General features: G+C 58.2%; 23 protein-coding genes. 7 read left to right on the top strand and 16 right to left on the bottom strand.

Annotated elements, in window-relative coordinates; genetic code table 11:
* Positions 1–152 (bottom strand): IS1634 family transposase N-terminal domain-related protein (locus ABIE60_RS16560; RefSeq protein ID WP_502914951.1); only part of this gene is annotated, 152 nt, incomplete at its 3' end.
* A gap of 204 nt (positions 153–356) precedes the next feature.
* Here ABIE60_RS16560 and nfsA point away from each other — a divergent pair.
* From nfsA to ABIE60_RS11100, 3 genes are all read left to right on the top strand, one after another.
* Positions 357–1,094 (top strand): oxygen-insensitive NADPH nitroreductase, encoded by a 738-nt coding sequence (gene nfsA, locus ABIE60_RS11110; protein WP_354469474.1) that lies wholly within the window; start codon positions 357–359, stop codon positions 1,092–1,094.
* Positions 1,095–1,206: 112 nt separating this feature from the next.
* Positions 1,207–1,530, top strand: a complete 324-nt coding sequence (locus ABIE60_RS11105; protein WP_354469473.1) for a hypothetical protein — start codon at positions 1,207–1,209, stop codon at positions 1,528–1,530.
* Between the two features lie 62 nt (positions 1,531–1,592).
* Positions 1,593–2,615: a CobW family GTP-binding protein gene (locus ABIE60_RS11100; protein WP_354469472.1), complete on the top strand. Its 1,023-nt coding sequence runs from the start codon at positions 1,593–1,595 to the stop codon at positions 2,613–2,615.
* Positions 2,616–2,648: 33 nt separating this feature from the next.
* Here ABIE60_RS11100 and ABIE60_RS11095 read toward each other — a convergent pair whose 3' ends face one another.
* From ABIE60_RS11095 to ABIE60_RS11080, 4 genes are all read right to left on the bottom strand, one after another.
* On the bottom strand, positions 2,649–4,001 hold the full coding sequence (locus ABIE60_RS11095; protein ID WP_354469471.1) for a TRAP transporter large permease: 1,353 nt from the start codon (positions 3,999–4,001) through the stop codon (positions 2,649–2,651).
* Complete coding sequence (locus tag ABIE60_RS11090; RefSeq protein ID WP_354469470.1) at positions 3,991–4,632, bottom strand: TRAP transporter small permease subunit; 642 nt, start codon at positions 4,630–4,632, stop codon at positions 3,991–3,993. The genes ABIE60_RS11095 and ABIE60_RS11090 overlap by 11 nt, the downstream gene beginning before the upstream one ends.
* Positions 4,633–4,710: 78 nt before the next feature.
* Complete coding sequence (locus ABIE60_RS11085; protein WP_354469469.1) at positions 4,711–5,760, bottom strand: TRAP transporter substrate-binding protein; 1,050 nt, start codon at positions 5,758–5,760, stop codon at positions 4,711–4,713.
* 80 nt (positions 5,761–5,840) lie between these two features.
* On the bottom strand, positions 5,841–7,340 hold the full coding sequence (locus ABIE60_RS11080; protein ID WP_354469468.1) for a CoA-acylating methylmalonate-semialdehyde dehydrogenase: 1,500 nt from the start codon (positions 7,338–7,340) through the stop codon (positions 5,841–5,843).
* A 146-nt stretch (positions 7,341–7,486) separates the two neighbouring features.
* On the opposite strand from ABIE60_RS11080, the gene ABIE60_RS11075 reads away from it, so the two are divergent.
* A complete protein-coding gene (locus ABIE60_RS11075) occupies positions 7,487–8,443 on the top strand; it encodes a LysR family transcriptional regulator (RefSeq protein WP_354469467.1) in 957 nt (318 codons plus the stop codon).
* A gap of 64 nt (positions 8,444–8,507) precedes the next feature.
* Here the strand turns inward: ABIE60_RS11075 and ABIE60_RS11070 are convergent, their stop codons facing one another.
* The 8 genes from ABIE60_RS11070 to mtgA form a co-directional block, all read right to left on the bottom strand.
* Positions 8,508–8,720, bottom strand: coding sequence for a cold-shock protein (locus ABIE60_RS11070; protein WP_091821585.1), 213 nt, complete (start codon positions 8,718–8,720; stop codon positions 8,508–8,510).
* Between the two features lie 618 nt (positions 8,721–9,338).
* Positions 9,339–11,579 carry a YgiQ family radical SAM protein gene (locus ABIE60_RS11065; RefSeq protein ID WP_354469466.1) on the bottom strand — a complete coding sequence of 747 codons (2,241 nt, stop codon included), beginning with the start codon at positions 11,577–11,579 and terminating at the stop codon, positions 9,339–9,341.
* A gap of 92 nt (positions 11,580–11,671) precedes the next feature.
* Positions 11,672–12,766: a DUF1513 domain-containing protein gene (locus ABIE60_RS11060; protein WP_354469465.1), complete on the bottom strand. Its 1,095-nt coding sequence runs from the start codon at positions 12,764–12,766 to the stop codon at positions 11,672–11,674.
* 2 nt (positions 12,767–12,768) lie between these two features.
* Entirely contained in the window at positions 12,769–13,761 is a 993-nt protein-coding gene (locus tag ABIE60_RS11055; protein WP_354469464.1) for an imelysin family protein, read from the bottom strand.
* The gene (locus ABIE60_RS11050) at positions 13,761–15,167 is read right to left on the bottom strand and encodes a di-heme oxidoreductase family protein (protein ID WP_354469463.1); all 1,407 of its coding nucleotides are present in this window, start codon (positions 15,165–15,167) and stop codon (positions 13,761–13,763) included. The genes ABIE60_RS11055 and ABIE60_RS11050 overlap by 1 nt, the downstream gene beginning before the upstream one ends.
* Positions 15,168–15,263: 96 nt before the next feature.
* Entirely contained in the window at positions 15,264–16,607 is a 1,344-nt protein-coding gene (locus ABIE60_RS11045) for an imelysin family protein (protein WP_354469462.1), read from the bottom strand.
* A gap of 210 nt (positions 16,608–16,817) precedes the next feature.
* Positions 16,818–18,143: a Na+/H+ antiporter NhaC family protein gene (locus tag ABIE60_RS11040; RefSeq protein WP_354469461.1), complete on the bottom strand. Its 1,326-nt coding sequence runs from the start codon at positions 18,141–18,143 to the stop codon at positions 16,818–16,820.
* Positions 18,144–18,332: 189 nt separating this feature from the next.
* A complete protein-coding gene (gene mtgA / locus ABIE60_RS11035; protein WP_354469460.1) occupies positions 18,333–19,058 on the bottom strand; it encodes a monofunctional biosynthetic peptidoglycan transglycosylase in 726 nt (241 codons plus the stop codon).
* 103 nt (positions 19,059–19,161) lie between these two features.
* Here mtgA and ABIE60_RS11030 point away from each other — a divergent pair, with 103 nt between their 5' ends.
* The 3 genes from ABIE60_RS11030 to ABIE60_RS11020 all read left to right on the top strand — a co-directional run bounded on the left by ABIE60_RS11030 (position 19,162) and on the right by ABIE60_RS11020 (position 22,185).
* Positions 19,162–19,497, top strand: coding sequence for a hypothetical protein (locus ABIE60_RS11030; RefSeq protein ID WP_354469459.1), 336 nt, complete (start codon positions 19,162–19,164; stop codon positions 19,495–19,497).
* 65 nt (positions 19,498–19,562) lie between these two features.
* Positions 19,563–21,473, top strand: coding sequence for a copper resistance system multicopper oxidase (locus ABIE60_RS11025; protein ID WP_354469458.1), 1,911 nt, complete (start codon positions 19,563–19,565; stop codon positions 21,471–21,473).
* Positions 21,474–21,483: 10 nt separating this feature from the next.
* A complete protein-coding gene (locus ABIE60_RS11020) occupies positions 21,484–22,185 on the top strand; it encodes a copper resistance protein B (protein WP_354469457.1) in 702 nt (233 codons plus the stop codon).
* Here ABIE60_RS11020 and ABIE60_RS11015 read toward each other — a convergent pair.
* From ABIE60_RS11015 to ABIE60_RS11005, 3 genes are all read right to left on the bottom strand, one after another.
* Complete coding sequence (locus tag ABIE60_RS11015) at positions 22,182–22,787, bottom strand: flavodoxin domain-containing protein (RefSeq protein WP_354469456.1); 606 nt, start codon at positions 22,785–22,787, stop codon at positions 22,182–22,184. The two genes, ABIE60_RS11020 and ABIE60_RS11015, sit on opposite strands and share 4 nt — an antisense overlap.
* Positions 22,784–23,593 carry a DUF4198 domain-containing protein gene (locus ABIE60_RS11010; RefSeq protein WP_354469455.1) on the bottom strand — a complete coding sequence of 270 codons (810 nt, stop codon included), beginning with the start codon at positions 23,591–23,593 and terminating at the stop codon, positions 22,784–22,786. Before ABIE60_RS11010 ends, ABIE60_RS11015 begins: the two co-directional genes overlap by 4 nt.
* 62 nt (positions 23,594–23,655) lie before the next feature.
* Positions 23,656–24,174: a DUF2271 domain-containing protein gene (locus ABIE60_RS11005; RefSeq protein ID WP_354469454.1), complete on the bottom strand. Its 519-nt coding sequence runs from the start codon at positions 24,172–24,174 to the stop codon at positions 23,656–23,658.
* Positions 24,175–24,193: the final 19 nt, after the last annotated feature.

Raw genomic sequence — 24,193 nt, 5'->3', positions numbered from 1 at the left:
CCTTCGACCACGGACTCCAGCTCATCACCGAGCTTGTCGAGACGGCCGAGGGTCGCAATCGTGCGTTGTTTTGGGCGGCCGTTCTCGTCTCGATAAGCTTCAACGAGCTGCACATACTTGCGGGGGCCTGACTTGGTGACTTTGACATACATGCCATGACTTTATCACTAATTAGATGCATTTAAAACAACAAAGATATCCACAGCCGTGCCACTACAGGATTTTAGTTATCCAAAAGCCTGAAACCCGCATGGATACTGGGCTGGGATGTGCAAAACAGACGATTTTCAGTGGATAACTGTTGAACTCGGGTGATCCATGTATAATCCTGCCACGCACCTTTTGGGAGAGAAGCCATGAACCCGACGATTGAACTGCTCAATGCTCACCGCTCCATCCGAAAATTCACCTCGGAGCCAGTCGATCAGGCCATTGTGGAAACGCTGATCAAGGCCGGCCAGGCAGCTGCCACGTCCAGTTTCATTCAGGCCTGCACCGTTATTCAGGTCTCTGCGGGCGAGCGTCGCAACGCACTGGCCGAGATGGCCGGGAATCAGGCCTATGTTGCTGAAGCCCCGGTGTTCCTGGTGTTCTGCGCCGACATGAAGCGGCATCAACTGGCCTGCTCAATGCACGAAGCCGATATGCAGTCCGGCTATACCGAGCAATTCCTGACCGCCTCACTGGACTGTGCCCTGTTTGCACAGAATGTCATCGTTGCTGCCGAATCACTGGGGCTTGGTGGTGTCTATATTGGTGGCCTGCGCAACAGAATTGCGGATGTGGCCGAGCTGCTCGAGTTGCCTGAACTGGTCTATCCGGTATTTGGTCTGTGCCTGGGCAAACCCGATCAGAACCCGGAGGTCAAACCACGTCTGCCCCTGTCAGTGGTGCTTAAGCAGGACCGCTACGATGACAGTCAGGACGAGGCCGTCATCCGTGACTATGACGAGACGGTACGCGAGTACTATCGCACCCGTACCGGCGGCAACAAGGAGATGAGCTGGAGTGAGCAAATTTCCGGCATGCTGGTAAAGGAAGCGCGGCCACACATGTTGCCCTTCCTACAGGCCCGGGGTTTTATCAAGCGCTGATTTTTTGCCTGCTGCCCGTGCAGGCTGATTCTGGCTCGTCTATGCTGAACGCAGGTGCCCACCGCAACCGAAACGGTGGGCTCTGTCGAGTTTCAGCCTGAGGAGCGTCACCATGCCCGGCAACCATATCGACACACTGCTGCAGCAGCTTGAACATGAATCCCATCGCCGTTCCCGTTTGCAGACCATCACCTTGCCAATCGAGCAGGAAGATCTGGTTCGTCTGCAGGCACTGGCGGAAGTGTACGGCATGGATATCACGGAACTCACCCCTGTGCTCCTGCACTCGATTCTGACTGACATCGAGGCACATATGCCGTACAAGCCCGGCAAAAAGGTGATCCGGGTGGAAGATGACGAGCCCATTTATGAAGATGTGGGCCCAACCCCCCGTTACCTTGCCGCCAAGCGCAAGCACGAGAAAATGTGCGCCTGAGCTTGTCACGACCGAGTGGCTGGCGGACAATTGTTATCCTGTAACACAGACAGGACTCTCTTGTGCCCGCACAGCCACTTCGCTCCGTTCCCACCAACATCATCACCGGGTTTCTCGGCAGCGGCAAAACCACCGCCATCAACCATCTGCTGAGCCTCAAACCCGCCTCAGAACGCTGGGCCGTACTGATCAACGAATTTGGCCAGATCGGTGTCGACGCCAGTTTGGTCACCCACTCCGATGGAGTCGAAATACGTGAACTGGCTGGCGGTTGCCTCTGCTGCGCACTGGGTCCAAGCCTGCCGATTACACTGGCCACGCTGCTCCGCAAGGCCCGCCCGCACAGGCTCTTGATAGAGCCCACCGGGCTTGGCCACCCGGCGCGCATCGTCGATACTCTGCAGGGACCGCAATTTGCCTCCGTACTGGATCTTCGCAGCATCATCTGCATGCTGGATCCCGCCGTGCTCAACCAGCCCGATGTACTGCAACAACCCGGTTTTCTGGACCAGCTTAATCTGGCCGATGTCATTGTGCTTAACCGCATCGATCTGGCTGAGTCAGATCTGACGCGGGAGGCACTGACACTTTCGCAAAATATGTTTCCCCCAAAACAGGAGGTCTTCACGGTTGATCGAGGGCAGCTGGATCTCGCCTGGCTCGATCTGGTGCACGATGGCCAGCTAAGCGCACAGTTTCCCGAAGCTCATGCCGAGGCCGCGAAGGTCAATTCACTGCTGGCACCGGCAGCATCACAACCGGAACGGCCACCCTTGCCAGGGCAACCATTGCTCAAGCAAGGACAGGCCCAGGGCTACTTCAGCTATGGCTGGGTTTTTGCGGCAGCTGACCGTTTCGATTACAGCGCCATCCGAGCGCACCTCGACAGTGTGAGCGAGGCCATTCGAATCAAGGCTGCGCTGGGGATCGGTCATGCATGGGTGGGGTACAACCGCAATCGCGGGGATACAGCAGCAGAAGTCAGCGAGCTGGCCTGGCGCCGAGACTCACGTATCGAAATACTCGCCGACCGGCAGATGGACAGCACCGAGCTGGAAAAGCACCTGTTGGCTTGTCTGCAATAGACAGCAGGGCGGGACCGGCCCGCCCTGTCAGTTTCAGTTCAGCCCCGGCAACCAGAGAACGATCGACGGAAACATGATGCACAATGCCAGACCGGCCAGCTGCAGCAATACAAACGGGATGATTGAACGGTAGATGGTACCGATCCCCACATCCCCACGAGTGATCCCCTTGAGATAGAACAGGGCATAGCCAAAGGGTGGCGTAAGAAAGCTGGTCTGCAGGTTTATCGCCACCAGAATCGCAAACCAGACCATGAGCGCACTGCCGCTGAGTCCTTCAAATTCAAGACCCGCCACCACCGGCAGCAGCAGCGGCAGAATCACAAAGCTGATCTCGATCCATTCAAGGAAGAACCCCAACAGGAAGATCAGCGCCATCAGCAACAACAGCAATCCGTATGGCCCAAGCCCGGTTCCCGTTATCATCTCCTCAATCATGTCGGCACCGCCGAGACGCTTGAACACCACACTGAAACAGGTCGCGCCGATCACCACGAACAGGATCATGGCCGATGTTTTGGAGGTCGAACGACAGACATGACGCAGAGTGCTCATGTTAAGTTGCCGCAGAAACAGCGCCAGCAACATCGAGCCGGCCGCACCAATGGCTGCAGCCTCGGTCGGCGTTGCAATTCCTGCCATAATCGAGCCCAATACCGCCACTATCAGAACAAGCGGCCCCAGCAGGTCTCGCAACAGTGCCAGTATCAGAGGTGGCTGCCCCTCTGACAGATGTGCTTCTCCGCCTTCGCTGGCCAGCGGTGCCCAGTCCGGGCGAAAATACGCAGCCGACAGAAGGTACAGGGTGTAGAGCCCACCCAGCATTAAGCCGGGTACCAGAGCAGCCTTGAACAGATCACCCACGGAGATATTCATGATCGAGCCCATCAGCACCAGCATGATTGAGGGCGGAATCAGAATACCGAGCGTGCCCGAGGCCGCTACCACGCCGTATGCCATTTCAGGCTTGTAGCCCTGCTTCAGCATAACCGGCAGCGCCAACAGCCCCAGCATCACCACCGAAGCACCGATAATGCCGGTACTGGCCGCCATTACGACCCCCAGCAACGCCACCGATACCGCGAGGCCGCCACGGACGTTACCGAACAAACGCTGCAGGGTCAGCAACAGGTTTTTGGCCACTCCGGAGCGCTCCAGCATCAGCCCCATAAACACAAACAGCGGGATCGCAATCAACAGCCAGTTCTCAATCACCCCCCCGAAAATACGAGATGCTACCGTACCCAGAAACGGCAGTGGAATATCACCGATAAAGGCGAACAGAATCCCCAGGCCTCCCAACAGAAACGCCACCGGGTAGCCGCTGAAAATGCCGACTAGCAGCGCCACAATCATCGCGATCGCCAATCCATACTCATCCAGCATCAGAGTTCTCCTCTACATCGCGTGCCGGGTCCATGATGCGTGCCAAACAGTCGAAGATCTGCCCTACCGCACCCAGTGCAAGCAGAGCCAGTCCGGCCGGCAGAGCACCCTTGATCAGATAACGATCGGTCAAACCGCCATAGTTGGACTGCTCGCCCGAGACAAACGACATCTGCACCATATGCCGTGACAGCCAGGCCACCAGAATACAAAACGGCAGCAGCAACAGGAGATGCCCTATGATTTCCACCCAATGCCGGGTCGTGCGGGACATGGAGTGGTGCAGCATATCCACTCGAACATGCGTGTTGGCATGCATGGCATAACTGGCCCCTATCAGCGTCAGCAACCCGAACAGGTGCCACTGCAGTTCAGTGACCGTGTTGATCGTGACCGCTTGCCCGAGCAGAAAAACCCGCCCGTCCCAGCGCATCAGCTCATTGACGCCCAAAGCGTTCATGATCACGGTGGTTAACACGGCAGCCATCACGGCCAACACCAGCCAACTGCTGATCCGACCGAGCCAGCGCCCAAGCCCGATCAGGGGACAGGCGATCATTGCACACCAGCGGGCGCCCTGCAGGCGCCAGCCGGGTACAGGAGTATCCGTTTGATATCCGGAAGAGTTCATGCCAGTTCCTTAGTACATGCGGGAAGGAACAAGAGAAAGTTGACAGCCAGCGACTGCTGGCTGTCAGACCAGCATCAATCAGCGCGGTATGGCCTGCAGCTCATACCACTCTTCAACCAGTCCAGTATGCTCCATCAACGATTCATAGGCTTTCTTGAACAGCGGATTGTTCTTCATCTCTTCCTCACGCACTTCATCCCAGCCCTTGCGCAGCTCAGCCAGCACCGGATCCGGGAAGCGTTTCACCTCTATGCCCTTCTCCTGCAGCTTGCGAATGGTGCGGATCTGCTCGGCAGGGGCTTCAGCCATGGACCACTGCAGTGTTGCACGGCAGGCGGTTTCAAACTGGGCCTTGGTGTTTTCGTCGTACTCGTTCCAGACATCCTTGTTGATGATGAAGGAGAACCAGCTGGCCGACTGGTGCCAGCCCGGGAAGTAGTAGTATTTGGTGATCTCTTCAAAGCCCATCAGCTGATCGACCTGAGGCACCGAAAATTCGGTCGCGTCGATACGGCCACGCTCAAGCGCCAAATAGATCTCACCACCCGGAATCAGCTGCGTAGAGGCGCCGTATTTGTTCAGCACCTTGGCACCCAGCCCGGATATGCGAATACGCAGGCCGTCAAAGTCCTTAATGTCGTTGATTTCCTTGTTGTACCAACCGCCGGTTTCCTGTGGCGAAATAAAGCAGGGCAGCACTTTCACGTTGTACTGGTCGTAAGCGCTTTGCAGAATTTCGGTACCCTCACCAGCCCACATCCATGACATGAAGGCTTCAGGGCTTGGGCCAAAGGGCAATGCGCCATAGAGGTTGGTTACCGGCACTGTACCGGCCCAATAACCGATCCAGTCCCAGCCGGCCGGAATCGCCCCGGAAGAAACGGCGTTAAAGACTTCAAAGGCCGGCACCAGATCACCGGGGTTGTGTACCTTCAGCTGCACCTTGCCTTCAGTCACCGTCTCCAGCTCCTTGGCAAAACGCACAGCCCCTTCCCCGATGAAGATGTTGGTGTTGAAGGTATTCGCCACATCCAGCTTGGCAGGACCAGCTGCCTGCAGAGTGGTCGAAAGCGCAAGTGCTGCCACACCGGCGCCAATTGCAGTTGTCATGCGAGAATACTGACTCATGATTTCACTTCCTGTTGTTGTTATTGGTTCGGTTTGAAACCTGAATACACCACCCCGGCCTGGCACCGGGGCAACTTCAGTTACTTCATGGAAATTGTAGTATTGACCCCAAGCGACTCGTTGTCAGGTTCAAACCAGCGGGAGGTCACCGTTTTGGTCTGGGTCCAGAACTGAATCGCCTGCTTGCCGTTGGGGCCGAGATCACCCAGTTTGGATGCTCTGGAACCGGTGAAACTGAAGAAGGCCACCGGTACAGGAATCGGCACATTGATGCCCACCTGTCCCACATCAATATCATTTTCGTAACGACGTGCCGCCCAGCCGGAGCTGGTGAAAATGGAAGTGCCATTACCATTGGGGTTGGCGTTGATGAATTCGATGGCATCATCCAGCGTGTCCACGCATACGACACACATCACCGGCCCGAAGATCTCTTCACTGTAGATGCGCATCTCGGGTTTCACATCGGTGAAAATGGTCGGCCCAACAAAATTGCCGTCGGGATAGCCATCCACACTGATGTTGCGACCATCCAGCGCCAGGGTTGCACCTTCAGCCACTCCGGCGTCGATCAGGCTGACCACACGGTCCCGCGCCTGCGGCGATACCAATGGCCCCAGGTCGGCATCACGCTGGGTACCCGGCCCCACTTTCATCTCTTTGGAGCGTTCGATCATCTCGGGCAGCCACTCTTTCGCTTCCCCGACCAGCACCACAACCGAGTTGGCCATGCAGCGTTGCCCTGCCGCCCCGAAACAGGAGCCGATCACGTTGTTGATCGCCTGACTGCGGTTGGCATCCGGCATGATCACACAGTGGTTTTTGGCCCCCATCATCGACTGCACACGCTTGCCTGCAGCGCCAGCACGGTTGTAGATGTGCGTACCCACATGGGTGGAACCGATAAAGGACAGCGCCTTGATATCCGGGTGGTCGCAGATCATGTTGGCCACATCGGCACCGCCATGCACCACATTCAGTACACCGGCCGGAATGCCGGCCTCATGCGCCAGCTCTACCAAACGCATGGTTGAGGTTGGGTCCTGCTCGGAGGGTTTGAGTACGAAGGTGTTGCCGGTGGCGATAGCCAGCGGGAACATGAAACTGGGCAACATCACCGGGAAGTTGAACGCCGTAATACCGGCGCCAACACCAAGGGGTTGCTGCAGTGAGTACACATTCACACCACCGGCGGCATTCTCGGCAATTTCACCCAACTGCAGTGAGGTGATGGAGCAGGCATGCTCGATCACTTCAAGACCACGGCCCACTTCACCCTCGGCATCAGGCAGCGTCTTGCCATGCTCTTCGGTAATCAGAGCCGCCAGCTCTGCGGTGTGCTCGCGCACCAGTGCCTGAAATTTCAGCATGATGCGCATCCGCTGGGCCAAAGAGACCTTGCGCCAGCTTTTGAATGCCTCCTTGGCTGAAGCTACCGCACGATTCACTTCATCCACTGTGGCAAAAGGAACTCGGGCGACCACCTCCTGAGTGGCCGGGTTGATGACATCACGCCACTCCGGGCTCTGCGAACGGACCGGCTGACCATCAATGAAAAGCGGGATTTCTCGAACCGACATCTACCTGATCTCCTTATATTTTTTGTGTACTCAGGCAAAACAGAACAGTGTCTGCAGCTGCTTTCGAGTCTAGCGGCGCATCCTGTTGACAGACAACGACCATCCAAGCACATTGGTTGTGCAAAAATGCACAAGGAAAACTCCATATGCTCAATTGGCAGGACATCCAGATTTTTCTCGAAGTCGCCCGCGCCGACCGGCTGACCGATGCAGCCCGCCGATTAACCATAGACCATTCAACGGTATCGCGTCGTATCCGTCGCTTTGAAACCGAGCTCAATACGCAGCTGTTCGAGCGCAGCACCCATGGTTACAGGTTGACCGCCGCCGGTGAGCAGCTACTGCTGTTTGCTGAGGAGATGGCGCGACAGGTCACGGGAGCCAGCGAGAGCATCAGTGATCAGAACCTTCAGGTCAGCGGCCAGATCCGCCTCGGCGTGACCGAAGGCTTTGGCACCTACGTTATCACCCCGCTGCTGAGTGCATTCCAGCGCCGCTATCCGGAGCTGACGGTCGAGCTGCTTGCCCTTCCCCGTGCAGTCAATCTGGGGCGGCATGAAGCGGATCTGGCCATTACAATCGACCGCCCACGCAATGCCGAGATGGTGGTTTCCCGGCTGTGCCACTACCGACTGCAGCTGTATGGCGAACAGGGATATCTGGATCGAAAGGGACGCCCGGCCGGAGTTGATGCGCTGTCAGGCCTTGACCTGATCGGTTATGTGGACGACCTGATCTTCAGTGATCAACTGTGCTACCTGGACCCCCTGCTGCGGGAGTTGCCGACACCGCCCCGCTTTGCCCAGCGCAGCACCAGCATTATCACTCAGCTGCACGCTGTGCTGGCAGGCACGGGCCTGGCAGTGCTGCCCTGTTTCATGGCTGAGCAGGACTCTCGACTGGAGCCTTTGCTCAAGCCCGAGATCGATATCTGTCGCGAGTTCTGGATAGCCGCCCGCGCAGAACAGCGCCAACTGTTGCGGGTACGCCTGCTGTGGCAGTTTTTGAAGGATGCGATTGAACTGAATCAGCCCTGGCTGATGGGAGAGAGCGATACTGGCCTGCAGTTGCCGCTGTCAGTACCTTTGGTGCAGCAGACGTAATAACGATGGATATGAACAGAACAGCGGGCATGAAGCCCGCTGTTGGAATCCGGACTGTCGATGCTCAGGCAACAACAGTGACGTTTTCAGCCTGCGGGCCTTTCTGACCCTGAGTAACTTCGAAAGTTACTGTCTGGTTTTCCTGCAGAGAACGACGACCAGTACCGTTGATGGCACGGAAGTGAACGAATACGTCCGGGCCGTTTTCCTGCTGGATAAAGCCGAAGCCTTTTTCATCGTTGAACCACTTGACGGTACCAGTTACGAGCTGTGACATTTTTTGCCTCTTTCTTTTGCATGTACACCAGCCATTGGCTGGCTTTTCTTATGGTTGGATGCACCAAAGGTGCGATCCAGTCGCTAAAGGCTCGAAACACCGTTCGAACCCCTTGATACCGGAACCTGCTGGTCACCGGCCTCTTTCAGCGTCCGGGCATCATGCCCGAATGCGGAAATCTTCCCTGGTATTGGCACACTCAGGTAACACTGTGACAGCACTGCAGCCTGTTGTCATACAGCCTGACCGACTCTGTTTGCAATTCCATGACACACGCAACCCTGCCCGGCCTGTCATGTGTGCAAGGCAGCAGACGATAAAAACAAGTGGGGCTTCATGAACGCTGACAACAGAAATAGCGTTCTTCAGAATCGCCATGGAATGGCTGAAGAGGGAGTGGCCGACACCTGAACCGGTCACGCTGGTTGTGGTGCCTGTATCACGGGCGGCAAAAGCGCCGCTGAATGGCTGTCGTATCAAGTAACTCAAACTCCGGGCCGATGTCATATCGGCTGTCCGGCTGCCCAAAGGCGGCTATTTCACTAGCACCGGATTTAAACGCTTTCCAGCATAATACCCAAGTTCAGAGCAAATACAATGCCGCCTCAGCGAATTTTTTCAGGCCCGGCTACCCTGCTGTCTGCGCCCTGGCGCCGGCTTTTTACGCCCACTCTTTTTGCCCTGTGCGTTGCCCGCTCGCGGCGGCAAACCGGTATGCTGAGTCAGCAGCTTGCCCTTTCCGGCACGGTTTGATGCAGGCGAATTCTTGCGCCGCGGGCTAACATGGCGGGCATCTTCGGGCTGCTCGGCCGGGATCAACTGTTTTTCGCCATCACCGATCAGATCAGCCCGCCCCATCGCTGTCAGCGCTTCACGCAGCAGCGGCCAGTTGTCCGGGTCGTGCCAGCGCAGAAACGCCTTGTGCAGCCGGCGCTGACGCTCTCCCTTTACGGTTTCGACCTTCTCGCCGCTCTTCTTGTAGGTAAGCTTGCGCAGCGGGTTGCGGCCGGTGTGATACATTGCCGTGGCGGTGGCCATCGGTGAGGGGTAGAACGCCTGCACCTGATCCGCCTTGAAGCCACTGCGTTTGAGCCAGAGCGCCAGGTTCATCATATCCTCGTCGCTGGTACCCGGATGGGCGGCGATGAAGTACGGAATCAGGTACTGATCCTTGCCCGCCTCTTTCGAGAATTTCTCGAACATCCGCTTGAAGGCATCGTAGGTACCGATGCCCGGCTTCATCATCTTGTCGAGTACACCGCGCTCGGTGTGTTCAGGCGCGATTTTCAGGTAGCCGCCCACATGGTGGGTGACCAGCTCACGCACATATTCGGGATCTTCCACCGCCAGATCGTAGCGCAGGCCTGAGGCGATCAGGATCTTGTTCACCCCCTTGAGATCACGCGCCTTGCGATACAGTGAGGTCAGCGCACTGTGATCGGTGTTCAGGTTTTGGCAGATACCGGGGAACACACAGGAGGGCTTGCGACAGGCGGCCTCGATCTCGGGACTTTTGCAGGCCAGCCGGTACATGTTGGCCGTGGGACCACCCAGGTCGGAGATGACACCGGTAAAGCCCGGCACCTTGTCACGAATTTCCTCGATTTCATTCAGAATCGACTCATGGGATCGATTCTGAATGATGCGGCCTTCATGCTCGGTGATGGAGCAGAAGGTGCAGCCGCCAAAGCAGCCGCGCATGATGTTGACCGAAAAGCGGATCATCTTGTAGGCCGGGATCTCCGCCTTGCCATAGGCCGGGTGCGGCACGCGCTGATACGGCAGGCCGAACACATGGTCCATCTCCGCCGTGGTCAGCGGGATCGGCGGCGGATTGAGCCACACCTCCTGATCGCCGTGCAGCTGCACCAGTGCACGGGCATTACCCGGGTTGGTTTCCAGATGCAGCACTCGGTTGGCATGGGCGTACAGAACGGGGTCGTTGCGTACCTTTTCAAACGATGGAATGCGGATCACGGTCTGGCTGCGATCGAGCTTCACCCGCGGCTCGATATGCAGGATCTGCACCTCGTCTTCGCCCTCCATCTCGGCGCTTTCGCCACCCTCCCGGCCATTCTCCAGCTGACAGGCTTCGAGGTCTCGCGTATTCACATAGGGATTAATGATCTTGTCGATCTTGCCCGGACGGTCGATGCGGGTGGAGTCGATCTCCATCCAGCCTTCGGGCGTGTCCTTGCGCACAAACGCGGTGCCGCGCACATCGGTGATCTCGCTGACCGGCTCACCTCGGGCGATGCGGTGCGCCACTTCCACCACCGCACGCTCGGCGTTGCCATACAGCAGCAGGTCGGCACGGGCGTCGAGCAGGATGGAGCGGCGCACCTTGTCCTGCCAATAGTCGTAGTGCGCAATGCGGCGCAGCGAGCCTTCGATGCCGCCCAGAATGATCGGCACCTCCTTGTAGGCTTCGCGGCAACGCTGGCTGTAGACCAGGCTGGCACGGTCCGGCCGCTTGCCCGCCTTGCCGCCCGGTGTATAGGCGTCGTCGGAGCGGATCTTGCGATCAGCGGTGTAGCGGTTGATCATCGAGTCCATGTTGCCGGCGGCCACACCGAAGAACAGGTTGGGCTTGCCCAGTGCCTTGAAGGCATCGGCGGAATGCCAGTCGGGCTGGGCAATAATGCCCACCCGGAAGCCCTGCGCTTCCAGCAGGCGACCGATGATCGCCATGCCAAACGATGGATGATCCACGTAGGCATCACCGGTGACGATGATGATGTCACAGCTGTCCCAGCCGAGCCGGTCCATCTCCTTGCGGGACATGGGCAGGAAAGGCGCCGGACCGAAGCATTCGGCCCAGTATTTGGAATATTCGTAGATCGGAGTGACAGCGGACATGGACGACTCTGCGCTAAGGGTGAATCAGGGCGCGAGAGTATAGCGCACTTTTTGATCAGTGCCGATCTTCAGCCCCCGTCAAATGGAGATCTTCACACCGGTGTCAGGTGATTATCCCAGCGGATGCTGTCAGCGCTGACCTGCTTCAACTGCAGGTTGCCGGGCGTCAAGCGATAGACCCCTCCCGTTCCCGAAGTGCAGATGAAGCCACCGTCCGACAGGGGTAACACGCCCGACACATCCGCCAATTCGATACTGTGCAGATAGCGGCGCTGGCGATAGTCCAACAGGACCACACGGTTTCCGCGCGGAGCCGTGACGGCGGCCACCCCGGTCACCGCATCCATCACTACGCTGGCAATATAATTGCGCAGCACCTGTTGGTCGGTATCCGGCAGCCTGATCTCTTCAAATCGCTGCCGTTCCACATCCAGCCAGGCGATCAGGTTGGGCTGCTCCCACTCGGGGCCCTCAAACTGGTAACCCGCCACCACGATTCCCTCGGGGCTGATATCCAGATGATGCATGCTGAGCTGGTGGTGAGACGGCTGATGCCGTTGAGTCACCTTGCCCGTGAGCCGATCCACAACCAGCAGGGCCGGCTGCATCCGATCCAGATTGAGTTTGATCCGACCGTAGTCGGGGTGTGTCTGGATGCCACCGGCGGCAATCACCAGATCCCGACCATTGGGGTGTAGCCTCACTTCATGAGGATCCATCACACCCAATCGAATCTGGCCAACCTGACGGTAGCCCTGTGCTGCGGCGTAGACATTGAGCACCCCTTCGCTTTCTTCATAGCGGTGCGCCGTTGCATAGAGCAGGTCACCGTCGGGCGAAAATGCCCCGTGGCCATAGAAGTGCTCACCCGGCTCAGAGGTTACTACCTGAACCAGCCGGCCCTGCTTCGTATCGATAATATTGAGCTGCCGGCCGGGTCTGCGCGAGAAAAAGGCCACTTCATCAGAGTCCGGGCGCGCGCAGCCCGCATGACAACGCTCGGCCACCTCAAGATTGTGGACAACTCTTCCCTGCAGATCCGCGATCAGCACACGATGTTCACCCGCCGCCGTTTTGGCAGCACTGATGAAGTAGCCCTCGCGGGTTTGCGCCAGCAACCCGGGGGACAGAGATGCCAAGGCAGCGGCTGAAGCCATGCCCAGCATAAAGTCACGCCGTTTGAGCATGATCAATCACCGTCGCTGGAGTTGAAACCCTTCACTATGCCCAGCTCGACCGCAACGCGATCATTGAGATGGATCACCAGCGCATCCATGCTGATGAACAGCGACTGCAATTGTGCATAGCCTGCATCATCGCCCAGCAGGGCTTTCATCCCGGCAGGCAGGGCTTTGCTTTTTTCCAATGCCGCATCCAGTCGATCTCGCGTCTCCTGCAGCAACTCGGGTGATGAGTGTTTCAGCATCGTTTCAAGTCCAGGCATGAAATACCGTTCCAGCCCTTCAAGTGAGGCTTGAATGGTTGCCAGCGACTGCTCACTGCGCCAGGCATCCGCCAGAAAATGTACCCGGCGATTGCTGCCGGACAGCCCCATGGGCTCGCCAAGGCGTTTGTCACGCATGATTTCGGTCGCATGGATGGCCGACTTCACCATATCGGAGGTGTACGCGTCGCGGGACTCAAAATGAGATTCAAACTGCTGCCAGCTCTGCGCCAGCGTTCTGGCGTTGGCTTCCAGTTGAGTACCGATGACGGCCAATACAGGACAGGCACTGCCCGGGCCATGCTTGGCTTCATGCTCAAACAGCAGATATTCCAGTGCCGGGAAGCCTTTAACTGCAACACCTTCATTGGCCAGTGTCTCGACTGTCACAGGGGTAGCACTGCGCAGCAACATCTGGCTTTTGCGAGCAATCAGGTTTTTCTTGTCAGGCCAGAACTGCATCTGCCAGCCCATGCTATCCTGCTCAATCGGTCCAAACTCGACAAACCGCACCGCCTGCCAGGCCATGAAGGCGTGAGCCCACTGCCGGCGGACTTCAGTCTGACGTGCAGCGTCAGGAGCAGCACAATACTCTTCCATCTCACGGGCAATCTCAGCAGATCGATCCAGCAGTGTTGCATATCCCCCGGACAGATCAGCATGCCAGCGCTGCAGCGGCGTTTCCGCCTGTGCCGTCAAAGGCAGCAGCAAGGCTGCGATACAGACCAGCTTTTTCATCACAAAGACTCCAGAAAGGTGATCAGTGCCTTGCGGCGTTCCGCATCCAACGCGCGATAGACTTCTTTTGCGGCCTCAGCTTCGCCCCCGTGCCAAAGGATCGCCTCTTCCAGAGTCCGAGCACGACCGTCGTGCAGAAAACCGGCTCGCGGGTTGATCAACTGTGCCAGCCCGACACCCCAGAGCGGCGCAGTACGCCATTCCTGACCATTGGCCAGAAACTCGGGGCGGTTGTCGGCCAGCCCGGGTCCCATGTCATGCAGCAGGAGATCGGTGTAGGGCCAGATCTCCTGTCCACTCAGATCCGGCCGACCATCCACCTGCCCCGTTACATGACGCGGTGTATGGCAGGCTGCACAGCCCGCCTCGTTGAACAGCTTTGCCCCTTTTTGCACATCAGCGTCATCCATATCACGGCGTTCGGGCACGGCCAGACTGGAAGCATAAAAACTGACGAAGTTGGCAATTTTGTCACTGACCTCAATATCGCCACCAGTTGGAAAACGCTCACAGCCCTGCTCGGGCGTACAATCAGTATGAAGCGCCAGGGTCGATGTCAGCCCCATATCGCCGGCAAACGCGCCCATGCTCTGCTGCATCACATTGGGCTCGGCCGCCTTCAGACCGAAACGTCCCAGCACACCGCTGGTCTTGGTCACCTTGTCCCAAACACGGTTGGCACGACCGGAGATACCGTTTTCATCCCGATCATCCGGATCTTCTGCCGCCAGAATATCCGCTGCCGGGATAGCCTCCAGCAAGCCAAGTCCGATCATCGGCGGCGCTACACGGGGTGAGGTCAACAAGCCTTCAGGCAGCGGGCCGTAACGGGGGTTCTCAATGGTAAAAACGGGCTCACGCAGTTTCACAACCGTACCGTCAGCCAGTGTTTCTTCTCGCTCCTTCCATTCAAGCAACAGGTCGGCTTCAGGCTCCATGCCCGGGATGGCGGCCGTTTGCAGCTGGGTACCGTATACCGGTACGGGAATGAAGCCGTGTTGGCGGATCGCTTCGGCATTCAGATCCGGATCGCCCAGCACCGCCAGGCGCAGGAATATGGAAACGGGCGGCTCACCCGGCTCATGTGGGTGGCCACGGCCATCCTTGATATGACAGCCTTGGCAGGAATTGGTGTTGAACAGGGGACCCAGGCCGTCGCGCGCATCTGTGCTGGCCGGCGCGATCACCCAGGGGTTGCGAAAGAAACTGTTACCGACGCTGAAATTCAGCCTTTCACTCATGGCCAGATTGGCCTGTGGCAATGAATAGGCATTGTGATCAGATTGGGCCACACTGCCGTCGCCACCACTTTTGGGAGTGGTTTGGATCGGGTAATCCGTCTGCGCCAGGCTGGACGAGGCCAGCGGCAGCATCAGGGCCAAAAGTCCGCTGCGTAACATGTTCATCGTCATTGTCTCACGGTGGTCAGCCGGGCATCCCTGCCCGGTCGAACGAAGGGTTATTACACTTGAAGGCCACAGCGGGCGCCATGGCCTTGGTTATCAGAAGCTGTGACCGGCAGTATCAGGCTCCAGCGAGGTGATACCCAGTTTTCCGGCTACCTGCTCAATGCTGCCTGTCTGATTAACCAGGGCAACAATCGCCGCATTCACGATTTCAGCGCCCTTGGCATTGCCAGGTGCGATCATCATGTCAAACGGCATCGGTGCTTCACTGCTCTCGGCGGCGGCAACCATGACCTCCAGCGCCTGCATGCTGGAAACCAGGTCCGACTTCACACGCGCATCCAGCTCAGCGTCCTGAGCTGCAACCAGGTCAGACAGAGAAGGTCCTTTCAGCTCTTCGCCACTGGTACTCACATAACGTCCCAAGTAGACGTTCTGGACACCTTTGGCGTTGTAGTAATGAGAGTTGTGTGTGTTGTCACTGAAGCAATCGTGCTCATCCTCATAGGAGTTGGCTTCCAGCGCCACTTTCATACGCTCACCGGCTAGCTCACCCAGCGACAGAGATCCCATGCCGAACAACATGCGACGTACGACTTCTGACGTGTCGGCAGACAACAATTCTGCGCGGTAGTTATCCTGTGAGCCCGGTGCCCATTGCGCTACCATCCACTCCAGATCCTGCAGCAGCAACTCGGAAGCAGCCGCAAGGTACTGACCGCGACGATCACAATTGCCGTTGGTGCAGTTCTCGCCCTGCGCGAAATCACTGGCGGAACGCTCACCCGCGCCCACTGCAAACCCGTTCAGATCCTGCCCCCAGAGCAGAAACTCGATGGCGTGATAACCACTGGCCACATTTGCCTCTGAACCGCCGATTTCGTTCAGATCCGCCAGCAACTGAGGCGTGATTTCACTGACATCGATGGTTTCACCGCCAACCTGGAGGCTTTCGCTGGCAATGATGTTGGCCAGAGCACCTTCGTTGCCCAGTTCATACTGGTAGTCGGCTTCTTTGACATAATCGATCATGCCTTCATCCAGCGGCCAGGCGTTCAACTGGCCTTCCCAGTCATCGACGACGGCATTGCCGAAGCGAAATACCTCAGACTGCTGATAGGCCACTCGTGCTTTCAGCCATGCTTCACGAGCTGATTGCAGATTGGCTTCGGTCGGAGATGCCAGTAGCTCTGAAATCGCCTGCTTCAGTGCCTGTGCCGTGACCAGTGAATCCTTGTAAGTGGCATGGGCCAGGTCCGCATAATGCACCACAACCTGCTGCTGTGTAACAGCCTGCTGGCTGGCAGCTGACTGCTCAACCGCTTGTACAGGCTTGGCAGCCGCCGATACCTGTTCGGCTTCCGATTGATTACAGGCCGTCAGCACAACAGATGCGGATATGACCAGCGCAAGGGGTTTCCAGGTAAAGCGCGATGACATGAGACAAGCTCCCTCTGATCAATGTTGATAATGAGATAGATTACTATTAACTATATTGTCTGTCTTATTTATGAAGAACACAATACCTGCCATGGCCATAGTCCACGTGGTCACAAAAAATACACAGTCAGGGAAACAGGAGGGGGTGCAGCCCGAGTGGTCATATCCACTCGGGCTGCCGGCTGCATGAGTGCAGCAGAAGGGACGTAATCAGTGAGGCACACGTGCCATGGTGCGAGGCCAGCCAATCGCAATCGAAACCACGGCGGCTGCCGCCAGTAGCCAGCAGTAATGGATACTACCGGCGATCAGCAGTGGCGAAAGCCCGGCAATCGATCCCGCCAGCAGCACCTGCGCACCGTAGGGCAGCATGCCCTGCACCACACAGGAAAAGATGTCCATCAGACTCGCACTGCGGCGCGGATCAACGCCATAACGCTGTGCAATATCCTTAGCCAAACCACCGGAGATGATAATCGCCACTGTGTTGTTGGCGGTACAGATGTTGGTCAGTGCCACGGCCGCGCTGATGCTGAACTCACCGGAGCGGCGGTGTTTTTGCGGATCACTGCTCTGGCGCGAGAGTCGGTCAATCATGCCGGACAGCCAGACCAGCCCCCCCTGAGACTTCATCAGCGCCCCCAGTCCGCCAATCAACAGCGACAGGATCATAATCTCCTGCATGCCGGTATAACCGGCATAGATATCCTTGGACCACTGCGCGACTGAGTAGCCCTCGGTCGCAAACAGGCCGACACCGCCGGCGAGCAGAATGCCGACAAACAGCACCGCCATCACATTCAGGCCCGAGAGGGCCAGCACCAGAACCGCCAGATAGGGCAACACCCTGAGCAGTTCATATTCACCCGGCGCTTCCACACGCGCACTGCTGCCCTGAATGTAGAGCCACAGCAGTGTCAGCAGTGCGGCCGGCAGGGCAATCTTGAAGTTGAGGCGAAACTTGTCTTTCATTTCGCAACCCTGAGTGCGGGTTGCGGCGATGGTGGTATCGGAGATGATCGACAGGTTATCGCCAAACATGGCGCCACCCACCACTGTACCGATCGCCAGCAGCAATGACAGATCAGTCGCTTCAGCTACACCGACTGCAATGGGAGCCACCGCCGCGATGGTCCCCATGGAGGTTCCCATAGAGGTGGCGATAAAGGCGGTGATCACGAACAGGCCCGGCAATACAAACTGGGGCGGGATGATGCTCAGGCCAAGGTTAACGGTGGCATCCACACCACCAACCGCCTTGGCAACACTGGCGAAGGCACCTGCGAGCAGAAAGATCAGCGCCATGGTAATAATGGTGTGTTCGCCCACACCGCTGACAAAGGTCTCGATACGCTCGTTGAGCTGCCCTTTCTGCAGGATCAGCGCCAGCACAATGGCCGGCAGGATCGCGACCGGAGCCGATATCTGGTAGAAGGCAAAATCAACACCGGCAGACTGATAATAGAGGCCGCTGCCAATAAACAGCGCAAGAAACAGACCCAGCGGCAGCAGGGCCAAAGGCGATTGTCGAGTCATCGGTCATCATCCGTTCTGGGTTACGGCGATCAGCCGCAACGTTCTTCCATTCAGTCTGGTACACCGAAACGGAAGCGGAAAGAGGAAGTACACGGGATCACTGCCGGGAGTCGATAAACCCTGCAGCCACGTGCGCGAAAGCGCGCAATTCTGGCATAACAAGTATAAAAATTGAACAGCTTATAACCATTACTTGATATTGGCGATCCAGGCAGGTCCCAGCTGCTGCATTTGACGCAGCACCCAGTCAGCCCGCCGACGCACATGATTTGAAGGTGGCTGCGCCGAGTAGATCCAGGGGTTGGGCAGTATAGCCGCCAGCCGTGCGGCCTCATCCCGACTCAGACGCTGTACCGGCTTGCCAAACCAGTACTCGCTCGCCGCCCCGACACCATACACACCGGGGGCGAACTCGACGATATTGAGATACACCTCCAGCGTGCGGCGCTTGCCCCATACCTGTTCCAGCAGCAGCGCCAGCGGCAGTTCAAGCCCCTTGCGGGTCCAGTCCCGCCCCGGCCAGAGGAACAGGTTCTTGGCGGTCTGCTGGGTCAGGGTACTGGCTCCGCGCAGAGACTTGCCGGCCATGGCATCCCGTATTGCCTGCTCCAGCTCCTTGAAATCCACACCCGTGTGGAGGGGAAAACGCTGATCCTCGGCCGCCACTACCGCCAGCTGCATGTGCAGCGGTATGGCATCCAGCTCTACCCACTGGTGACTATAGCGATCGGGGTAGCCCTCAGGTGTGGTGATGCCACGCCAGATCATCCAGGACCAGAACGGCGGGTCCACATAACGCAGCGCCACTGTCACACCCACCGTCACAATCAACCAGATCAGCAGGACACGCCAAAGCACTCGCCAAAGGGGGCGAAGCAGATAGCGAGATAGTTTGGACTGGCGGTGACGGGTCAAGTGGCCTCTTTGGATACGTCAAATGAAGTGGTCGTTGTCCGGAACTCTTGCCTGGAGATCGGGTCAGCGGTTTATACTATGCCAAACTCTGAATGAGACTGTCATGCTTGATAGCCCTGCCAATCGCCTTACCGGCCTGCTGAGCATTGTAGCCCTTGCGCTGCTGTTGCTTGCGCCTGTGATGGCGTCGGCAGTGCCACTGCACCCCGAGCAGACTGTCGGCAGCATGAGCGCCCATTCTCATCATCACTCTGACGATAGCACAAACGAACATTTTTCCTGCTGGCAACAGTGCTTGAGCACCTGTGCCAGTCACTGCGGACCCTTGGCAACCGCTCTGACGCTGGCACTGCCTGCAGCCAGCATGCAAACCCCGTTGCCACCTGACCTGTATCAGCCGATATTCCCGCCCGGACTGCAACGCCCTCCAAAAGCCTGAATAGCCTCTGACACCGTCGCCACTAATGGGCGACTCCGACATGTTTGCTATTCAGGAGTACCTTCATGAGCAAGGACAACACGCTGCGTGCGCCTTCACGGCGGCGCTTTGTACAGGGCCTGGCCCTGGGCGGTCTGGTGACCGGACTGGGCCTCAATGCACGCCCCCTGCCGGCGTCTTCCGCACCTGTTACAACCAGGGTTGCGGAACTGAGCGGCAGCGATTTCGAGCTGAACATCGGCCATCAGCTGGTCAATTTTACCGGCGAGGAGCGCCTCGCCACCACCGTCAATCATTCACTGCCGGCCCCGATTCTGCGCTGGCGCGAAGGTGATCGGGTGCGCCTGCACGTTCACAACAGCCTCGATACCGACTCATCCATCCACTGGCACGGCATCATTCTGCCCACGGAGATGGACGGCGTGCCCGGACTGAGCTTTGATGGCATCGCTCCGGGCGAGACCTTTACCTACGAGTTCGATGTCAATCAGAGCGGCACTTACTGGTACCACAGCCACTCCGGCTTTCAGGAACAGACCGGCCTGTACGGCGCGCTGATCATCGAACCGAAAGAGCCTGAGCCGTTCAGCTACGATCGCGATTATGTCGTCATGCTGTCGGACTGGAGTGATACCCCGCCCGAGCGAATCTTCGCCAATCTGAAAAAGATGAGCCACTACTACAATCGTCGCGAACGCTCACTGGTCGACGACTTCATCCCTGAAGTCCGGCGTGATGGTTTGGGTACCATCCTGGCACGCCGACAGATGTGGGAAAAGATGCGCATGAGCGACCGCGACATTTCCGATGTCACCGGCTACACCTATACCTTCCTGATGAACGGCCAGACACCGGCCTCCGGCTGGAGCGGCCTGTTCACACCGGGCGAGAAAGTCCGCTTGCGGGTGATCAACGCTGCCGCCATGACCTTTTTCGATCTGCGCATTCCCGGCCTGAAAATGACGGTCGTGGCCTGTGATGGCCAGTATGTTGAGCCGGTCAGTGTGGACGAGTTCCGCATCGGCGTGGCCGAGACCCTCGATATCATCGTGGAGCCTCTTGAGCACAAAGCCTACAGCCTGTTTGCCCAGGCCATTGATCGTTCCGGCTTTGCCCATGGACACTTGACGCCTGACCCGGCGCTGCGGGCGATACCGCCGGCCATGGACCCCGCCCCCGAGCTGACTCACACGGATATGGGCATGGCGATGAGCGAAGAGGGCCATCACGGGCATGACAGCCACGCCATGCCTACAACAGGCTCAAAAAACGCTCATGCCGGTCACACCATGCCAGCACCGGACCCTCATGCCGGGCACCAGATGACCGCCCCCTCCCACTCGGGCAGCCACGGCATGTCGATGCATAACTCCCACAGTGGACATGACATGCCGGCACATCAAGGCCACTCGGGACACAGTATGACAACGCCCTATCAGGGGCACCCGCTGTCGGCCGGCATGGCAACCCACAGGGACAGCGAATACGGGCCTCACGTCGACATGCGAGCCGAATCGCCTCAGTACCGACTGGATGATCCCGGTGCGGGTCTGCGCGATAACGGGCGCAAGGTGCTTACCTACGCCATGCTGCGCAGTCTGTACCCGACTCCGGATACCCGCGAACCCGGCCGTGAAATCGAGCTGCACCTTACCGGCAACATGAGCCGCTACATATGGTCGATCGATGGTATCCGCTATGCCGACGCCGAGCCGATCCGGCTTGCTTATGGCGAGCGGGTTCGCTTTACCTTCGTCAACGACACCATGATGCCGCACCCAATGCACCTGCACGGCATGTGGAGTGATCTCGAAACCGGCGATGCCACCCACCTGCCACGCAAGCACACCCTGGTGGTTCAACCCGGCTCGCGCCTGAGTTTTCTGGTCACCGCCGATGCCCGTGGCGAATGGGCATTCCACTGCCATCTGCACTATCACATGATGGGCATGTTCAGAAAAGTCGTGGTCAGCTGAGGAGATGAGAATGAAACCATACACACACTGGCCACTGCTGGCCCTGATCATCCCGGCCATGGCACAGGCGCATATGGATGATGATCCGCTATTGGGCATGCTCAATGTCAAACAGCTCGAAGCCGCCTACGATGATGGCGATACCCGGCTCAACTGGAATGTGGAAGGCTGGTTGGGTACCGATCTGCACAAGCTGGTACTGAGCAGCGAAGGTTCACGCCTCAAGGGGCGCACGGACGCCCATGAACTGCGCCTGTTCTACCGCCGTGCTGTTGCACCCTATTGGGATCTGGAGCTGGGCTGGCAGCATGAGCCTCTGGCCAATAGCCGTGAGGACCGCGCCCTGCTGGGCATCAGCGGCACTGCTCCCTGGTATATCGAGACTGACCTGCACCTGTTGGCGGGGCCGGGCAGTGACCTGACCGCCGAGCTGAGTCTGGAACGCGAAATACGCCTGACCCGTCAGTGGGTGCTGAGTCCCGAACTGGGCCTGAGGGCACACAACTTCAGCAACCCAAGCGAGCATCAGGGCAGCGGGCTGTCCGAGCTGGATCTGGAGTTGCGTCTGGCCTGGGAGGTTCGCCCGGATCTGGCGCCCTATGTGGGCGTCAGTTGGGAGCGCAAGCTGGGCAACTCGGCCGATCTCGCCCGCGCCGGCGGTCACGATACGGATGAAACCCGCTGGCTGCTGGGCATTCGCTTCTGGTTTTAGTGCGCTTTATCGAGGCACTGATACCAGTAGTTGACCATGGCCGGGTCGGCCTGACTGACCTGCACAGGTGGGAACAGCGGTTTTGCGCCCGCCTGCTGCAGCTGACCGGCAACTGACAGACCAAAAGCGCAGAACTGTGGATAACTGCGATCCCCCAGCGCCAGCATGGCGAAGGGCAGGCCCTCATAGCGCTTGAGGTCATCGTTGGCCGGCCAGCGATCTCCTGTGCGCGGGGCATCGCCCTGGCCGCAGGTGCTGGCCACCAGCAGCAGCGCCTTTGCAGGCAGGGGCTGATCCGCCAACCGGTTCAGCTCGGTCAGGGCTGCAGTGCAGCCCTGCTTGCTCAGTCGCTTGCGCATCTGCTGCGCCAGCTGTCGTGCGGTGCCGGTTTCAGTGGCATAGGCGATCAGGTAGTCCGTTGCACCACTGACGGCCGGTTGCTGCCGCTGCCTGCGCACCTTCGCCCGCCACAGCAGCAGGGCATAGGCCGACAGTGCCAGCGTTGCCAGCCACTGTCGATCCGCACCAAGACCCTCCATCTGCCAGACCAGCGCCGTGGTCAGCGCCAGCAGTGCAAGAATCAGTTTGCCGGCATGCCTCAAAGCGGCAGCACCTCCAGGGTAGCGCTGTAGCTCAGACGACGCTTGGCGCCTTCAAGCAGCTTGCTGTCCTGCTCGGTTTCCGCTTCCAGCCAGTACATGCCCGGTTCGCTGAACTCCAGATTGACCTGACCTTTGGCATCGGTTTTTACGATGATCTCTTCCACCTGATCACGGTAACGAATGCCATGACGGATCAGGGTGACGTCGAGATCGGCTGCCGGCTCACCATCGAGCAAAAAGCGAAATTCCACCGGTTCGCCAGTAAATAGATCATTCGGATGGGTTACCGGCACCAGCTCGATGCCCTGACCGCTGGTTTTGAAATTGGCATCGGTCGGAGCACCCTTGGTGACAAACACCTGCATGCGGCTGTCGATTTCACTCAGGCGCAGATCTTCAGCTGCAGCCGGAATCTGACTAATTTCGTCAACACTGCCACGCCAGCGTTTCATTTCGCCATCAAGCGTGTAACGACCAAACACGCCCTGATTGCGGTTTTGCAGGGTGTAAGTGCCCTCTTCGGCCAGCTCTACATCAAACACCGAACGGTATTTACCCTTGGCCTCATTCTGCGCTTCGACCCGCTTGCCGCTCGGTGACAGAATTTCCAGATTGTCCAGCTGCAGCGGATGGTGCTCGAAGTAGAACAGGTTGTTGGAGATGGCACCGTCTACGGTGATCCAGGCGTTTTCACCAGACAGTACGGTCGCTGACGGCAGCATCCAGGCACGATGTGCCTGAGCCTCAATGGAAGCGCCCATACCCAGGGCCAGCAGTGAACAGGCAGCCAGTTTTTTCAGATTCATTGGTTTCTCCTTATTTGAATTCGGGCCTTGTTTGAGTTCGGGTCAGTGGTGCAACGCTGACCTCAGGGCTGCAGTGACAAGGTCACACGGCCCAACTCATGCTCGCCGCTCTGAGTCTGCTCGCCGGCGGTTGCCACCGGCCAGCTGAACGGCAGCTTGACCAGCTCACGACCACCGACTTCACGAGCCGCTTCCACCATCAGCTGATAATCACCGGGTTCCAGTTTCGCCAGACCGGCATGGTCATCGGTAAAGATCAGCGAGTGCACACCCACCGGACGGGTTGCACCCGAGAGGCCATCCACCGGAAACTCAAGCTGACGGCCGCTGCGACGCCACCACTGGCGCAGGTCCTTCAGCCACTTGGTGCCTTCGTTGTCTTTCAGCTCCAGGTCGTACCACACCGCAAGATCGGCCTGATGCCGTCCCTTGTCGGTTTCGATCCAGATCGCCACATAGGGCCGGTGGTATTCCGCTACCTGCAGCACCGGTATCTCCACATCCAGTTTCAATTCGGCAGCCATGGCGGTTGAACTGCCCACCGCCAGCAGCGCAGCCGCTGCCGTTGTTTTCCATTGCATAAACGCTCCTCGATCAAGG

Origin of the sequence: Marinobacterium sp. MBR-109 (assembly GCF_040547565.1) — a bacterium.
Taxonomy (GTDB): domain Bacteria; phylum Pseudomonadota; class Gammaproteobacteria; order Pseudomonadales; family Balneatricaceae; genus Marinobacterium.
The sequence above is the reverse complement of the archived record's forward strand: the minus strand, read 5'-3'. Positions and strand labels throughout refer to the sequence as shown.

What these genes read in the sequence shown, in the direction of transcription:
- nfsA (WP_354469474.1), top strand. Translation starts at nt 357, where the DNA reads ATGAACCCGACGATTGAACTGCTCAATGCTCACCGCTCCATCCGAAAA.
- ABIE60_RS11105 (WP_354469473.1), top strand. Translation starts at nt 1,207, where the DNA reads ATGCCCGGCAACCATATCGACACACTGCTGCAGCAGCTTGAACATGAA.
- ABIE60_RS11095 (WP_354469471.1), bottom strand. Translation starts at nt 4,001, where the DNA reads ATGCTGGATGAGTATGGATTGGCGATCGCGATGATTGTGGCGCTGCTA.
- ABIE60_RS11090 (WP_354469470.1), bottom strand. Translation starts at nt 4,632, where the DNA reads ATGAACTCTTCCGGATATCAAACGGATACTCCTGTACCCGGCTGGCGC.
- ABIE60_RS11085 (WP_354469469.1), bottom strand. Translation starts at nt 5,760, where the DNA reads ATGAGTCAGTATTCTCGCATGACAACTGCAATTGGCGCCGGTGTGGCA.
- ABIE60_RS11080 (WP_354469468.1), bottom strand. Translation starts at nt 7,340, where the DNA reads ATGTCGGTTCGAGAAATCCCGCTTTTCATTGATGGTCAGCCGGTCCGT.
- ABIE60_RS11075 (WP_354469467.1), top strand. Translation starts at nt 7,487, where the DNA reads ATGCTCAATTGGCAGGACATCCAGATTTTTCTCGAAGTCGCCCGCGCC.
- ABIE60_RS11070 (WP_091821585.1), bottom strand. Translation starts at nt 8,720, where the DNA reads ATGTCACAGCTCGTAACTGGTACCGTCAAGTGGTTCAACGATGAAAAA.
- ABIE60_RS11065 (WP_354469466.1), bottom strand. Translation starts at nt 11,579, where the DNA reads ATGTCCGCTGTCACTCCGATCTACGAATATTCCAAATACTGGGCCGAA.
- ABIE60_RS11060 (WP_354469465.1), bottom strand. Translation starts at nt 12,766, where the DNA reads ATGCTCAAACGGCGTGACTTTATGCTGGGCATGGCTTCAGCCGCTGCC.
- ABIE60_RS11055 (WP_354469464.1), bottom strand. Translation starts at nt 13,761, where the DNA reads ATGAAAAAGCTGGTCTGTATCGCAGCCTTGCTGCTGCCTTTGACGGCA.
- ABIE60_RS11050 (WP_354469463.1), bottom strand. Translation starts at nt 15,167, where the DNA reads ATGAACATGTTACGCAGCGGACTTTTGGCCCTGATGCTGCCGCTGGCC.
- ABIE60_RS11045 (WP_354469462.1), bottom strand. Translation starts at nt 16,607, where the DNA reads ATGTCATCGCGCTTTACCTGGAAACCCCTTGCGCTGGTCATATCCGCA.
- ABIE60_RS11040 (WP_354469461.1), bottom strand. Translation starts at nt 18,143, where the DNA reads ATGACTCGACAATCGCCTTTGGCCCTGCTGCCGCTGGGTCTGTTTCTT.
- ABIE60_RS11030 (WP_354469459.1), top strand. Translation starts at nt 19,162, where the DNA reads ATGCTTGATAGCCCTGCCAATCGCCTTACCGGCCTGCTGAGCATTGTA.
- ABIE60_RS11025 (WP_354469458.1), top strand. Translation starts at nt 19,563, where the DNA reads ATGAGCAAGGACAACACGCTGCGTGCGCCTTCACGGCGGCGCTTTGTA.
- ABIE60_RS11020 (WP_354469457.1), top strand. Translation starts at nt 21,484, where the DNA reads ATGAAACCATACACACACTGGCCACTGCTGGCCCTGATCATCCCGGCC.
- ABIE60_RS11010 (WP_354469455.1), bottom strand. Translation starts at nt 23,593, where the DNA reads ATGAATCTGAAAAAACTGGCTGCCTGTTCACTGCTGGCCCTGGGTATG.
- ABIE60_RS11005 (WP_354469454.1), bottom strand. Translation starts at nt 24,174, where the DNA reads ATGCAATGGAAAACAACGGCAGCGGCTGCGCTGCTGGCGGTGGGCAGT.